Source organism: Pseudomonas sp. MF09150 (assembly GCF_059862355.1).
In genome coordinates, this window is the sequence record NZ_JCBCUS010000012.1 from 54,306 (window position 1) to 68,575 (window position 14,270).

At 64.5% G+C, this 14,270-nt stretch carries 12 protein-coding genes; 4 read left to right on the top strand and 8 right to left on the bottom strand.

Annotation, left to right across the window (positions count from 1 at the left end):
• The 4 genes from AC19YX_RS30675 to AC19YX_RS30690 all read right to left on the bottom strand — a co-directional run bounded on the left by AC19YX_RS30675 (position 1) and on the right by AC19YX_RS30690 (position 4,776).
• Positions 1-768 (bottom strand): EboA domain-containing protein, encoded by a 768-nt coding sequence (locus AC19YX_RS30675; protein ID WP_500607729.1) that lies wholly within the window; start codon positions 766-768, stop codon positions 1-3.
• Entirely contained in the window at positions 765-1,655 is an 891-nt protein-coding gene (locus AC19YX_RS30680) for a UbiA family prenyltransferase (RefSeq protein ID WP_078471578.1), read from the bottom strand. The genes AC19YX_RS30675 and AC19YX_RS30680 overlap by 4 nt, the downstream gene beginning before the upstream one ends.
• Positions 1,652-3,523, bottom strand: a complete 1,872-nt coding sequence (locus AC19YX_RS30685; protein WP_500607730.1) for a 3-dehydroquinate synthase — start codon at positions 3,521-3,523, stop codon at positions 1,652-1,654. Before AC19YX_RS30685 ends, AC19YX_RS30680 begins: the two co-directional genes overlap by 4 nt.
• 698 nt (positions 3,524-4,221) lie before the next feature.
• Complete coding sequence (locus tag AC19YX_RS30690) at positions 4,222-4,776, bottom strand: cysteine hydrolase family protein (RefSeq protein WP_500607731.1); 555 nt, start codon at positions 4,774-4,776, stop codon at positions 4,222-4,224.
• 100 nt (positions 4,777-4,876) lie between these two features.
• Here AC19YX_RS30690 and AC19YX_RS30695 point away from each other — a divergent pair, with 100 nt between their 5' ends.
• The 3 genes from AC19YX_RS30695 (at position 4,877) to AC19YX_RS30705 (ending at position 7,914) form a co-directional block, all read left to right on the top strand.
• A complete protein-coding gene (locus AC19YX_RS30695; RefSeq protein ID WP_500607732.1) occupies positions 4,877-5,884 on the top strand; it encodes a GlxA family transcriptional regulator in 1,008 nt (335 codons plus the stop codon).
• Between the two features lie 175 nt (positions 5,885-6,059).
• Positions 6,060-7,169, top strand: coding sequence for a DUF3182 family protein (locus tag AC19YX_RS30700; RefSeq protein WP_201128226.1), 1,110 nt, complete (start codon positions 6,060-6,062; stop codon positions 7,167-7,169).
• Positions 7,159-7,914, top strand: coding sequence for an alpha/beta hydrolase family protein (locus tag AC19YX_RS30705; RefSeq protein ID WP_020297876.1), 756 nt, complete (start codon positions 7,159-7,161; stop codon positions 7,912-7,914). The genes AC19YX_RS30700 and AC19YX_RS30705 overlap by 11 nt, the downstream gene beginning before the upstream one ends.
• A 34-nt stretch (positions 7,915-7,948) precedes the next feature.
• Here AC19YX_RS30705 and AC19YX_RS30710 read toward each other — a convergent pair whose 3' ends face one another.
• The 4 genes from AC19YX_RS30710 to AC19YX_RS30725 are packed head-to-tail and all read right to left on the bottom strand — an operon-like array spanning position 7,949 to position 11,941.
• Positions 7,949-8,935: a lysylphosphatidylglycerol synthase domain-containing protein gene (locus AC19YX_RS30710; RefSeq protein ID WP_201128225.1), complete on the bottom strand. Its 987-nt coding sequence runs from the start codon at positions 8,933-8,935 to the stop codon at positions 7,949-7,951.
• Positions 8,932-10,224 carry a cardiolipin synthase ClsB gene (gene clsB / locus AC19YX_RS30715; RefSeq protein ID WP_421548937.1) on the bottom strand — a complete coding sequence of 431 codons (1,293 nt, stop codon included), beginning with the start codon at positions 10,222-10,224 and terminating at the stop codon, positions 8,932-8,934. The genes AC19YX_RS30710 and clsB overlap by 4 nt, the downstream gene beginning before the upstream one ends.
• Entirely contained in the window at positions 10,221-11,018 is a 798-nt protein-coding gene (locus AC19YX_RS30720; RefSeq protein ID WP_500607733.1) for an endonuclease/exonuclease/phosphatase family protein, read from the bottom strand. Before AC19YX_RS30720 ends, clsB begins: the two co-directional genes overlap by 4 nt.
• Positions 11,015-11,941 (bottom strand): DUF72 domain-containing protein, encoded by a 927-nt coding sequence (locus AC19YX_RS30725; protein WP_500607734.1) that lies wholly within the window; start codon positions 11,939-11,941, stop codon positions 11,015-11,017. Before AC19YX_RS30725 ends, AC19YX_RS30720 begins: the two co-directional genes overlap by 4 nt.
• Before the next feature lie 191 nt (positions 11,942-12,132).
• On the opposite strand from AC19YX_RS30725, the gene AC19YX_RS30730 reads away from it, so the two are divergent.
• The gene (locus tag AC19YX_RS30730) at positions 12,133-14,262 is read left to right on the top strand and encodes a mechanosensitive ion channel family protein (RefSeq protein ID WP_078471587.1); all 2,130 of its coding nucleotides are present in this window, start codon (positions 12,133-12,135) and stop codon (positions 14,260-14,262) included.
• Positions 14,263-14,270 lie beyond the last annotated feature (8 nt).

A 14,270-nucleotide genomic window follows, 5' to 3' on the forward strand; every position in this document is an offset into this window, starting at 1 on the left:
TCAGGAAACCGGCGGCGGCAGGTGCTCGCGCCATTCGTCCGGCAAGCGTTGCTGCTGGCTCAGGCCCAGCAGGCGTTGGCGTTGCGCCGGGCTCAGCAGCTCGAAGGCGATCGCCAGGGGCAGCCCGGGAGACACCGGGCGTCCGGCGGCGAGCTGCTCGTCCAGCAGGTCCAGGGCCAACTGGTTGAGGCTGACGCTGTGGCGTTGCGCGAGGCCTTGCAGGCGGCGCACGTCGAGCCCCATGCCCAGGGCCTTCAAGAGCAATTGGTGGAAGGCCCGTTCGCTGTAGTGGCGGGCCGGGTAGGGGGTGTCCAGGGCCAGGGCAGCGAAGACCTGGCTGTTGCTGGTGCGCCCGGCCTGCAACGCCAGCTCCAGGCCGAGCCCCTGGCGGTCGAGCCAGTCCAGGGCTTTGAGGGTGGCGATTTTTTCCTGATCGTCCCCCCACAGAAACAGCTGGCGCAGAACGGACAGTTGCTCGCTGGCCGGCTGCTGCTCCAGGGCCTGGGCCAGCAGCAGCGCGCGCGCCAGCTGGACCAGGCTCCAGCCGCTGCCGGGCAGGGCCCGCTCCTTGAGGTGGCGCTTGCACTGGCTGCTCAACAGCGCCGCCGTGCTGGCATCGGCACCTTGCGCCAGTTGCTCCAGGGCCTGGCGCCACCAGTGCCGCTCGTTGTCATCAAGCTGCTGGGTGAGTAGTTGGCGCTGGGTGTCGAGGCAGTCCTGGCGCATGTCCAGGGCCGCCGATGGCTGTGGTTTCAGGTCGGTGTTCATGTGGGTTTGATCCAGCGCTGGAAGTGTGGGAGCAGGAAAAACACCAGGACGCATAACAGGCTGCCCATGGGCTGGTTGGCCACCGCCAGCACCAGCGCATCGAACAGGGGCAGAGCGGCGAGGCCAGCCCCGATAAAAGCCCGGACCTGGCGTTGCCGGGGGTTGGCCAGGTGGCGCCAGTAATGCCAGCCCAACCAGCCGAGCCAGAGCAGCAGCACCGCCCAGAACCAGGCGTTGACCGCGTATATCGCCAGTGCCAGGGGGCTCAGCATCAACAGCAGCGGCAGGCGGCTGATCAGTTGGTTGCGATGCTCCTGGCGGGCCAGGTAGGTCAGGCCGCTGATGTACACGCCAAGCAACACCGCACACAGCCAGATCGGCTCCGGCGGCACCGCGAGGCTGGCCGCAGCGGTGAGGTACAGGGCCGAGCGGCATGCGCCCATCAGCCACACGCTGTGGGCGTATTTTTTGTGCAGCAGGTTGTAGCCCAGGATGCAGCCCACCAGCAGGGTGGCGCTGCCCAGCAGCCAGTGCGGCTCGTCGATCAACTGGCTCAGGCCCAGCACCGATGCCGCAGCCAGGGCCAGCAGCAACGCAGTGGCCAGGCCCACTTGCTGGCGGCTCACCAGCCCCAGGGTGATCGGGCGCGGGTTGTGGTGCTGCTGGTCCCAGTTGGCGTCCAGCAGGTCGTTGAGCAGCATGCCGGCCAGGTACAGCAGGGATAGGGCCGCCAACAGCAGAATCCACACCAGCGACGAGGGCGGGGCGAGGGCGCTGGTGCTGCTGGCCAGCAGGGCGGCGGCCAAGGTGTTGGTCCACACCGTCGGCAGGTTGGACACCCGGCCCAGGGTCATCCAGGTCTTGAGGTTGTGCGGCGCCAGGTTCATTGCGCGCAGCCCTCGCTCAAGCTCAACAATGGGCCGCTGCCGGTAGCCAGCCGTAGCAGCGCCTGTTCCATCAGCGGCGCGTCGATTTCATGCAGGTCCACCGACCCCCCGATGCGGTTGAGCATGGGGATCGACAGTTGCCCGCCCAGGTGCTGGCGGAACTCCTCCAGGCCGATCAGCACCTGGGCGCGGCCCTGGGCATCCTTGAGCAGCAGCTCCGCCGGGCACAGGTTGAAGCCGAGCTGGACCAGCAGCCGCAGCACCCGTTCGCTGTCGGCATCGCTCAACAGGCCCAGGGCATTGGCGTACAGACCGTCGAGGGCCATGCCCACCGCCACGGCCTCGCCATGGCGCAGCCGGTGGTGGCTGAGGTTTTCCAGTTTGTGCGCGGCCCAGTGCCCGTAATCCAGCGGTCGGCCATTGCCGCGCTCGAACGGATCGCCGGCGCCGGTGATGTGCCCCAGGTGCAGCTCGGCGCAGCGGCGGATGGCGTAGCGGCTAGCGCTGTGTTCGAAGGTGGCCAGGGCTTCGGCGTGTTGTTCCATCCACTGGAAAAACGCCTGGTCCTTGATCAGCGCCACCTTGACCGCTTCGGCCAGGCCGGCGATCTGGTCGCGGCGGGTCAGGCTAGTGAGCAGCTGGAAGTCGTTGATCACCGCCGTGGCGGGGTAGAAGGCCCCCAGCAGGTTTTTCTGGCCGAAGGCATTGATGCCGTTCTTGACCCCGATGCCGGCGTCGTTCTGCGCCAGCACCGTCGTCGGGATGCGGATCAGGCGAATCCCCCGGTGAAAGGTGGCGCTGGCGTAGCCCACCGCGTCCAGCACTGCGCCACCGCCCAGGGCCAGCACGTAGCAGTGGCGGTCCAGGCTCAGTTGCAGCATGTCGCTGTACAGCTGTTGCAGCACCTGTGGGTCTTTGCTTAGTTCGCCGGCCGGCACCGCGATCGGCGCGGCCAGCAGGCGCAGGTCCGGGTGGGCGGCAAAGTACTGGTCGATCTGTTGCAGCAACTGGGGGGCGCTTTGCAGCAGTTGCTCATCGGCGAACACCAGAGCGGTCACCGGCCCGCGATGCTGGGCGCAAAGCTGCTGGTGCAGGCAAGGGTTGGTCGGGTCGAACAGGTGGTCGGTGAACAGCACCGGGTAGTCGTAGCTGACCTCGAAGCGCCCGCGCAGTGGCTGGTTGGCGTCCACCGCGTGGCGTGGCTTGAGCAGGCTGCGCGCAGCGATAAACAGGGCGGGCAGGAGCATGCCGGCGAGCAGGGTCAGCAGCAGCGCATTTTGCTCCACCAGAAAACTGCCAATGGCGCTGTAGGCCAATGCCAGGCCGGCGTTGGCCAGGGTGGTGACCAGCAGGAACGAGCGCAGCGGGTAACCTTGCATGCCGGCGGCCACCACCGAGGTTTCGGCCAGTACCGGCACGCCGCGCAAGCAGATCAGCGACAAGGTGCCCAGGCGATAGCCCAGTTGCCCCGGTTGGCGCTGGTGCAGGCCCAGGCGGCCGGACAACAGCCGAAAATAGCCGGCCCCCAGGGCGTAGCCGAGCCCGGCGCCCAGGCACAGGCCAATGAAAATCACCAGGTAACCCCCCAGGCTGCCGAGCATGGCAATCGCCAGCAGCGCCACCATGCTTGAAGGCACCGGCAGCACGACGTCGAACGCCAGCAGGGCGATCAGCAGCAAGGCCAGGTTGAATTTCTGCGCGGGGGTGGAGGGCAGGTACAGGTTCAGATGGGCCAGGGCCTCCTGGATCTGCTGTTCGAACAACAGGAAGCTGGCGATGACCAAACCGCAGAAGCAAAGCAGCGACAACCAGAAAAGTCCGGCCGACCCTCTTTGCGAGCACGCACGATACCAATGGCTGCGCTTCATCAAGCGTCCCTCTTGATTGTTATGACTGAATTCCGTGTCAGCAGTTAACGCAGTATTTGAAGCGTGGTTTAAATAACCGAGTGCCCTCGTCGGGTGTTGTGCTGTTTCATCGGTCGGCGATGCGGCTGAATAATAGTTATGAACTTAGACGCGACTTGCGCTTTTGCAAGCAAGGCCGGAGCAAGAGTTTTTCAATGGTTTGTAACAGCGACTTCGGGGCATTGGGGATGGGCGAAGGTTTTGCGCGATTGCTGTGTATTTACTGGTATTTGCGCCGATTATCCCGGCTTTTAAATAAAGTTGAACCTGTTTGAACCTCTTTGAAAAAAGACCGGTCAATGAATCAATAGCAAGGTAAACAACCAATAATGGCTATTTGTCATTATTGTTTGTTATAGGCCTTATTATGCTTGGCTATATGGAGTTTAGTTGCGAGTGAGGGTGGTAATGCGGAAGGAGTGGAAGTTGCCGCTCTAAAAGATATTTGATCGGCGGAGGTCTACGCTTAACGGGTTTGTCTGTCGGGTGGGGAAGTTGTACGGGAAGTTGCTTCGTTAGCTTGTTGAGAATAATAATCAATACTCTCTTTGGCCAGTCATAAAGCTCTTGTTTTTTATGAACCACCCAACCCCGCAGCTTCATAACGCCACGGGGCTTTTTGGGGGTGGTGCAGGCTCAGCGCAGAGCCGCGCCGGGTTTCAGCGGCTGGCGGTCAGGTACTCATCGGTCGCGACCACGCTGGCATAGGCGAACGCCAGGGAGGCCATGTACGCCCCATGCACCTGGGCGGCAGGGATCACCTGGCCGTTGAACTCCAGGTCACGGGTGGCGCAGGCGTCGTGAATCACCGTGACGGCGTACCCCAGGTCGGCGGCAGCTCGGGTAACGCCATCGATGCACATGTGGCTCATGCTGCCGACTATCACCAGTTCCTCGATGGCCTGTTGCTTGAGAATCGACTCCAGCTCGGTGTCGCGGAACGCATTGACGAAATGCTTGAGCACCACCGGTTCGTCGCCCTGGCTGGCGACCTTGGCATGCAGGCGCGCGCCTTCGGAGCCCGGGGCAAAGAACGGCGCGTCGCTCGAGGTGAATTCATGGCGCACATGGATCACCGGTTTGCCGCTTGCGCGAAAGGCGCCCAGCAGCCTGGCGGCATTGTCGGCAGCGGCCTCGACCTCGGCCAACGGCCACTTGCCCTGGGGAAAGTAGTCGTTCTGGATATCGATCAGGATCAGTGCTTGCTTGGCCATAAGGGTTTCCTTGAACAGAGGTGGGTATGGCGTCCAGTATTGGCGCCGGCGGGTCTTTCGAGGATTGGCCGCACCGACAATAGCAGGGGGAAAACTGACAATGGCCATGCAACGTGCGGTCGCCGAACTGGGCGTGCTGATCTATCCCGGTGCGCAGATGGCCGCGGTCCACGGCTTGACCGACCTGTTCGGGGTGGCCAATCGGATTGCCGCCGAACACCAGAGCGAGCAGTTGCCGTTGCTGCGTATCAGCCATTGGCAGGCCTCGTTCGATGAGACGCCGGTGCGGGTCTATGACAGCCACCCGGGCCCTGATTCAGCGCTGGTGGCGGTATTGATTCCGCCCTCCCTGGCGGGGTTTTCCGAAGGCCAGGCGACCACCGCGCTGACTCACTGGCTGCGTGAGCAGCATGCCGCCGGTGCCACCCTCGGCGGCGTTTGCGTGGGCTCGATCCTGATGGCTGAAAGCGGCCTGCTGGACGGGCGCAGCGCCACCACCCACTGGACCTCGGCCAAGAGTTTTGCCCAGCGTTACCCGCAGATCCGCCTGAGTGCCGAAAAGCCCATCGTCGACGATGGCGACCTGATCACCACGGCCGGGCTGATGGCCTGGTCCGAGCTGGGCCTGCGCCTGGTGGATCGCCTGCTGGGCCCGAGCATCGCCACCGGCACTGCGCGCTTTCTGGTGGTCGAGCACAGCGACAGCGCCAGCCAGTGCGGGAGCAATTTCGCGCCGATCCTCAACCATGGCGACCCGGCGATCCTCAAGGTCCAGCACTGGTTGCAGGGCAATGGCGCGGTGGAGGTGTCCCTGGGGGCCATGGCGCTGCAGGCGGGGCTGGAGGAGCGCACCTTGCTTCGACGTTTTCGTGCCGCCACCGGCCTCAAACCGACCGAATACTGCCAGCACCTGCGAGTCGGCAAGGCCCGGGAGATGCTCGAGTTCAGCAACGGTACCATCGACCGTATCGCCTGGACCGTGGGTTATCAGGACCCGAGCGCCTTTCGCGCGATCTTCAGGAAAATCACCGGCCTGACCCCCAGCGACTATCGCAGTCGCTTCGGCGTAACGCCTCCAACTGCGGCGCGGGGCGATCAGGGGCGCTAGGCCCGTCGTGCAATATCCGCAGGCGTTGGCAACGATCGTGCAGTTTGCAACGGGCACAGTGCCGCTACGTTTTTCCAGCTGACTGATTTGCAAGGGGTTTTGCCCGGGCGGGGAGCTGGCCTGATCCGTGCAGCCCAAAGGGCACACTCATCGGCCGGTTGGCCAAGGTGGCCCCATGACCTCGACAAACCGCAAGAAGCTGGTGGTCGCGCATTCCACCCGTCCCCAGGCACCCCTGCATGAAGTCGAGACCAACCGCGCGCTGGCCCGCTGGCTGGCGCAGATTCTCGGCCTTAAATACGGCGGCAGCTACGACCCGGCGCAGCATGCCGGGCGTGACTTGTACTGGTTGCCGACCCAGACCCTGGTCGGGGCCGAAGCGGCGCGCGCGTTGGGGGTGACCAATGCGGACGATTTATGGGGCGGTTATGTCGAGCACGACTTTATCGCCACCAAAGCCATCGCCCACGGTTTGTTCAGTGCCGAGGCCGTAGCGCCGCCGGGCTGGTCGCCGCTGTTTGCGCAGCGGGTCGGGGATTCGGTGCTGGACGGCTTCAGTGTGTTTTCCGAACAGGATGCGCGGTCCGCCGCCAGCCGTTTGCTGGAGTGCGGGCCGATCCGCATCAAGCCGATTCACGCCTGTGCCGGCCGCGGGCAACAGGTGATCGACAGCCTCGAGCATTTCGACCAGGCCCTGGCCCAGCCGCAGACCGCCGCCCTGTTCGAGGAGGGCGTGGTGCTTGAACAGGACCTGCAAGGGGTGATTACCCACAGCGTTGGCCAGTCGTTTATCGCCGGCCACGTCATCAGCTATTGCGGCGAGCAATTCCTGACCGAGGACGCCCATGGCGAACAGGTCTATGGTGGCTCGCGCTTGCTGGTGGTGCAGGGTGGCTACGAAACGCTGCTGGCCCTCGACCTGCCCCAGGACGTGCGCCTGGCGGTGCAGCAGGCCCAGGTGTTCGACAGCGCCGCGGATGAGGTTTACCCAGGCTTCTTTGCCTCGCGGCGCAATTACGACATCGCCCAGGGCCGGGCCGCCGACGGCCAGGTGCGCAGCGGCGTGCTCGAACAGTCCTGGCGCATGGGGGGCGCCAGCAGTGCCGAGGTGGCGGCCTTGCAGGCCTTTATCAATAACCCCGGGATGCGCGCGATCAACGTCGCCTCGGTGGAAACCTACAGTGATCAGGCACTGCCTGCGGACGCCATCGAGGTGTATCGCGGGCCGGCGGACAACAGCGATTTTCTTCTCAAATACGTAACGGTCCAATCCTATGACGGCTAGAAGCGAGAGCATTCAAATCGACATCGATGATGAACAGATGAGCGGGAATTTTCTCAGTCCCAAATCGAAAGTACCGGGGGTGTTATTCGTCCACGGCTGGGGCGGTAGCCAGGAGCGCGACCTGGAGCGCGCCAAGGGCATCGCCGGCTTGGGCTGCGTGTGCCTGACCTTCGATCTGCGGGGGCATGCCGGCACCGGCATTCCATTGTCGCGGGTCACCCGCGAAGACAACCTGCGCGACCTGCTGGCCGCCTATGACCGGCTGCTCTCGCACCCGGCCCTGGACACCTCGGCGATTGCCGTGGTCGGCACCAGCTACGGCGGCTACCTGGCGAGCATCCTCACCTCCCTGCGCCCGGTGCGCTGGCTGGCGCTGCGGGTGCCCGCGCTGTACCGCGACGAGCAATGGCATACGCCCAAGCGTGACCTGGACAAGGCCGACCTGATGCACTACCGCAGCAGCCTGGTGCGCGCCGACAGCAATCGGGCGCTGCATGCCTGCGCCGCCTTTACCGGGGATGTGCTGTTGGTGGAGTCCGAGACCGATGACCACGTGCCCCACGCCACCATCATGAGTTACCGCGCGGCGTGCCAGCAGACCCATTCCCTGACCCACCGCATCATCGACGGCGCCGACCATTCCTTGAGCGATCCGGTGTCGCAGCAGGCCTACACCTCGATCCTCGTCAGCTGGATCACCGAGATGGTGGTCGGCGAGCGCCTGAGCATCATTCAGGAACGCTGATCGACGGCTCCGTCGCCAGGACTCCGGCGCTTTATCAGGCCGGTTTCTTCGCTATCCGAAGTGCCTTGGCCTTGGCCTCCACCACCAGGTACATCAGCAGGGCCACCAGCAGCGGCAGGATGAAGTAAATCGCCCGGTAGGCGATCAACCCGGCCAGCAGGCTGCCCCGGGACACCTCGTGTTGCAGCAGGGCGATAAAGACCGCCTCCAGCACCCCGAGCCCGGCCGGGATATGGGTGATGACCCCGGCGATGCTGCTGATCAGCAGCACCCCGAGCACCACCGGGTAATCCAGCTTGCCCGGCAGCAGGGTGAAAATCACCGCCGCCATCAACGACCAGTTGAGTGCCCCCAGCGCCAGTTGCAGCAGCGCCATGCGCAGTGACGGCAGGTTGATTTCCACGCCACGGATCGCCCACTCCCGACGTCGGGAGAACTGGCATGCGGCCAGGTAGCCGATGCTCAGCAGCAGCAACAGCACGCCCACGGCCTGCAACGCGCTGCTGCTGAGTTTCCAGCCGGGAGGCATCTGCACCACGCCACTGGCAAACACCCCCCCGGCCAGGACCATGTAGCCGAACCAGTTGGTGGCCAGGCTCAGGCCGAGGATCTTGGCGATATTGCCGGTGCTTACCCCCAGCCGGGAATACAGACGGTAGCGCATGGCGATCCCGCCGACCCAGGCGCTGAGGTTGAGGTTGAAGGCGTAGCTGATGATGCCCACCGGCAAAATCTGCCGCCAGCCCAGGTCCTGGCGGATGTAGGTGCGGCCGATCAGGTCGAAGCAGGCGTACACCAGAAAACTGGCCAGGGTCAGGCCGGCGGCGATGATCAGGGTGCGCACCTTGAAATCCGCCAGGGTGCTGAACACTTCGCTCCAGTCGATGCGCCGCGCGAGCAGGGTGAACAGCACGATCAACAGCAGGAAAAACAGCACCGTCAGCGGCTTTTTCAGGCGCTGCCAAAGGGTCTTGGAACCCTTGCTGTCGGAGGGCGCTGCGTGGGCGCTGGGCTGGCTCATGACGGCTGCTCCGGTGGCGCCTTGTGCTGCACAAAAGGCTTGAGCTGCGGTTTGTGCGCCGGCAACCAGCCGGCCCAGGCCGGAAAATGGCGCAGGAAGTGAAACACCATGAAGCCGACGGTCAGGCGCCACAGGCGGCCCCGGGGCTGGCGGTTTTCCGGCATGGCCTGGCAGTGGTCCTGGCTCAGCCGTTCCAGCCGCTCGAACAGCAGGCGGTTGAACGCCCGGTCGCGGATCAGCACGTTGGCTTCCAGGTTCAGCGACAGGCTCAGGGGGTCGAGGTTGCTCGAACCGACCGTGCTCCAGTCTTCATCCACCAGGGCCACCTTGCCGTGCAGCGGGCGCTGGCAGTATTCGTAGATGGTCACGCCGTCCTTGAGCAGGTAGTCGTAGAGCATGCGCGCGGCGAATTTGACGATGGGCATGTCCGGCTCGCCCTGCAGGATCAGACGCACATCCACCCCACGCCGGGCCGCGTTGCGGATTTCCCGCAGCAGGCGGTAACCGGGGAAGAAGTAGGCATTGGCGATCACCACCCGTTGCCGGGCGCCGCGCAGCACATGCAGGTATACCTCTTCGATGTCCGAGCGATGCTCGCGGTTGTCCCGATACACCAGCCGCACCTGGCCGTCATGGTCGCTCAGCGCCAGTTCGGAGCGGCGTCGACGGCGCCGTTGCCACCAGTATTTGGCCCGGGCCGGGCGACCGCTTTGCACCAGGGCGAAATGGTGAATATCCACCACCGCCGGGCCTTCGATCTCGACCGCGTAATCCTGCTTGGCTTCGGGGCCGAAATCCGCCAGGTGATCGGCGGAGAAATTGATCCCGCCGATAAACGCCAGGCGCCCGTCGACCACTACGATCTTGCGGTGCAGCCGACGAAACCAGTTGGTGCGCACCCCCAGCAGCGGCCGTGCCGGGTCGAACAGTTGCAGGTGCACCCCGGCCTCGCTCAGGGCGCCGAGGAAATCCCGACTCAGCTCGCCGCAGCCAAAACCGTCGAGGCTCACCGTGACCCGTACCCCGCGTCGCGCAGCCTCGATCAGGATGGCATGCAGCTCATTGCCCACCTTGTCTTCGAAGAGGATGAAGGTTTCCAGGAGGATCTCGCTCCGGGCCTGGCGCAGTGCGGCGAACACCCGTGGGAAGTAGGCCTCGCCGTTCTCCAGCAGTTCGACCCGGTTGTTGCTGTGCCAGCCGTATTCCAGGTCCGAGGCCGGCGTTTCACTAGGTGCCACGGGGTTGGCGAGGGGCTCCAGGGTGGTTTTTTCCAGGGGCGTGCTGCTCATAATTCGACCTCCACCGACAGCGGCGCGTGGTCGGAAAGATGGGACCAGGGGTGAGCCGCCAGTACCTGGGGCCGATGGATGCGCAGATTGCGCAGGTAAATGCGGTCCAGCCGCAGCAGCGGCCAGCGCGCCGGAAAGCTGCGGGCCGGCTTGCCATGGGCATCGACAAAGGCTTCGCGCAAGCCGCTGCCGGCCAGCACCCGATCGGCCCGCTGGCGCCAGTCATTGAAGTCGCCGGCGACGATCACCGGGGCCCCGGGCGGGATCTGCTCCAGGCGTTGCAGCAACAGGTTCAACTGCTGCACGCGGTGGTCCTCCCGCAGTCCGAGGTGCACGCAGATCCCGTGCAGCTCCTGCTCCTGACCGGGCAGCTGCATGACACAGTGCAGCAGGCCACGGTTTTCATGGCCGTTGAGGGAGATGTCGAGGTTGTCGTGGCGGATGATCGGGAATTTCGACAGCACTGCATTGCCATGGTCGCCCTCCGGGTACACCGCGTTGCGCCCGTAGGCGAACTGCGGCCAGATGCTGTCGGCGAGAAACTCGTATTGCGGCATGCTCGGCCAGTTGCTGTAGCGCTGCGGGTGCTGCTCGTGGGTGCCGTGCACCTCTTGCAGGAACACCAGGTCGGCGCCGACGCTGCGCACCGCTTCGCGCAATTCGGGAAGAATGAAACGCCGGTTCAGCGCCGTGAAGCCCTTGTGGGTATTGACCGTGAGGATACTGAAGCGCTGCACCCGGGCTTCGACGGGCGTCGCAGGATCACTGAGCACCGCTGTCTGCTGGCTGCTCATGGCAGGGCTCCCGGTGCGGCTGGCTGGCCGGGTTCGGTGGCCAGGTCGCGGTCCAGGCCGAAGCGTTGCAGCAACTGGCGCGCATCGAAGGGCGCGCGCACTTTGAGGTCGTTGTCGAAGTAGCAGAACACTTCGCGGCTCTTGCGCGCCCGGGGTCGGCGACGGGGGTCGATCAGATGCGCGTCCGAGGGTTGCCGGCCGTGGCTCCAGGTATCGATCCGGTCGCCCCAGTGTTTCAGGGCGGCGGCGGTGTAGCCGCTGGCATACAACTGCTCCTGGCCATGCAGGCGCAGGTAGACGAAGCCGCAGGTCAGGTCTTCGCAGTAAGGCCACTTGCCCGCCGCATCGGCGATCACCAGGGCCACGCCATAACGCCGCAGCAGGTCGGTGAAGGCGGGCACGGCAAAGCTTGGGTGACGAATCTCCACGGCATGGCGCAACGATCGCTTGCGGTAGGCCTTGGAGCTGGCCTTGCCGTCCAGGCGCGGATCGTGCTGGCGGGCCAGGGCGGCGGCCTGCTGGGTGTTGGCCGGCAGTTGGGCGAGAAAGTGCTCGAACAGTTCAGGGTCAAATTTGAAACTTGGCGGAAACTGCCAGAGGATCGCCCCGAGTTTGTCCTTGAGCTCCAGGACTCCGGAGGCGAAAAAGTTGGCCAGGGGCCCGTGAATGTCCCGCAAGCGCCGGATATGGGTGATGTAGCGCGGGGCCTTGACGCTGAACACGAAGTGCTCGGGCGTTTCGGCGTACCACTGGGCATAACGCTCGGGCGTTTGCAGGGCGTAGAACGAACCGTTGATCTCGATACTGTTGACCGCCCGCGAGGCGAATTGCAGCTCGCGCTTCTGGGTCAGACCCTTGGGGTAGAAGCCCCCGCGCCAGGGCGTGTAGCGCCAGCCCGAGATACCGATATGAATCGCCGCCATGTGTCCTCCCGTGCGCCGCCGTGCATTGCCCCGATGTTTTGCTGACTGTGGCGAGTGCGGGAAAGTTTCGACGGGGCTACAGATGGCACTGCGGATGGCACTGCGCCGCCGGACTGATTGCGCGGCAAACCGAACTTGCCGGGCATTTGCCGATCAGTTCCTTACAGACCCTTCTCAAGGAGCTCCGCGTTTTGTTCAATTTCAAGATCGCGCTATTGCTGGGGATCGTACTGGTGTTCGGCAGCAGCGAGCTGCAAGCCGCCGCAGCACCGGCACCTGCGGCCAGCACCAGCACCGACGCCGCCGAGGCGCCGGCCAAACCCGAATTGCTGGTGCAAGGCGGCCTGCTCGGGGCCATCAGTTCGAGCATCGATGACGTCCAGCAAAAACTCGACCTGAATGAAAACCTGGTGGACGCCTGGCGCCTGCGCGCCGACCGGGCGGCGGACGAGGTGGGCCGCCTGGTCAACCAGCCCTCGGATCGCTCGACCTGGAGCGTCGTCGGCGACTTCCTGATGCTGTCGGGGGTGTGGATCGGCGCCTTCATCGTGCTCACCCTGGCCGCCGGCCTGTTCGCCAAGCGCCTGAACCGGCACCGCCTGTTGGTGACCCGCCAGCGCAGCCAGTCCCTGCTCGGATATTTGCTGCCCTACACCTTGCCGGCGCTGATCTGCCTGCCGCTGACCCTGTACGCCAGCCACTTTCTGCAGGCGTCGGTGGGCCGGGCCCTGGCCCTGTGCTTTGCCTACGCCACCAGCAGCGGCATCGTTTCCACCTCGGTGCTGCTGTGCCTGGTGGTGATGTTCAATGTCGGCCACAAACGCCCGGCGGTGCAGATCATTCGCCGTCATTGCCCCCGGCCGTTGTTCCTGATCGGTTTTCTCGCGGCCCTCAGTGATGCCCTGACCAGCCCGCAGATCGCCCGGCAGTTGGGCGGCAATATCACCAGCAGCATTGCGGTGTTCACCGGTCTGTTCGCTTCGGTGATTTTCGGCCTGCTGGTGATCCGCCTGCGCCGGCCGGTGGCGCACCTGATTCGCAACCGCCCCCTGGCCCAGCGCCTCAAGCAACCGGCGCTGCAAGAGTCGCTGCGGATTTTCTCCGGGCTCTGGTACTGGCCGATCCTGCTGATGGTGCTGGTCTCGGCGATCAACCTGATCGGTGTCGGCGAAGATAACCAGAAAGCCCTGCGTTGCGCCTTGCTGACCACGGTATTGCTGATCGCCACGGTGTTTCTCAGCACCGTGTTCCAGCACCTGTTCAAGTCCCGCAGTGCCCAGGCCCTGCAACGCAGCAGCGCCTACAAGGAACGCTTTTTGAGCTTGCTGCACGCCTTGCTGCGCATTGTCATGGCCATCGCCTTCATTGAAATCCTCGGGCGGATCTGGGGCCTGTCACTGTTCGAATTCGCCCAGCGCAATACCGTGGGCCGGGCCATCAGCGATTCCCTGAGCAGCATCGGCCTGATCTTCCTCGTCACCTGGCTGCTGTGGGTGGTGCTGGACACGGCGATCCAGGAGGCCTTGAAACCGCCGGTCAGCAAACGCGGCGCACGCCAGCCCAGTACCCGGGTCAAGACCATCCTGCCGCTGCTGCGCAATGCGATCAAAATCGTGCTGGTGGTGATCTGCGCGATCACCACCATGGCCAACCTGGGGATCAACGTCGGCCCGCTGCTGGCGGGTGCCGGGGTGGTCGGCCTGGCGATTGGTTTCGGTTCGCAGCAACTGGTGCAGGACGTGATCACCGGGCTGTTCATCATCATCGAAGACACGCTGTCGGTGGGCGACTGGGTGGTGCTCGACTCCGGCCACGCCGGCACCGTCGAGGGCCTGACCATTCGCACCTTGCGCCTGCGCGACGGCAAGGGCTTCGTGCATTCGGTGCCGTTCGGCCAGATCAAGGCGGTCACCAACCAGTCCCGGCAGTTCGCCTATGCGTTTTTCTCGGTGCAGTTCACCTACGACACCGATGTCGACAAGGCGGTGGAATTGATCCGCGAAGCCGGCCGCTCCATCAGCGAAGACCCGTTCCTCAAATACAACCTGCAAGGTTCGCTGGATGTGTTCGGGGTGGACAAGATGGACCTCAACGGCGTGGTCCTGACCGCGCAGTTCCGCACCGTCTCCGGCGGCCAGTACGCGGTCAACCGTGCCTTCAACCAGCGCCTGAAAAAGCTTGTGGATAACAGCCCCTGGGTGCACTTCGCCCAGACTTATCCACAGCAGGTGCTGCTGCCCAAGCGCAACGCCCAGGAGGATGAGCCGGAGCACCACGACACCCCGGGCGTGCTCTTGCCTGACCAGCCACGCCCGCAGTAGCCGGCGTG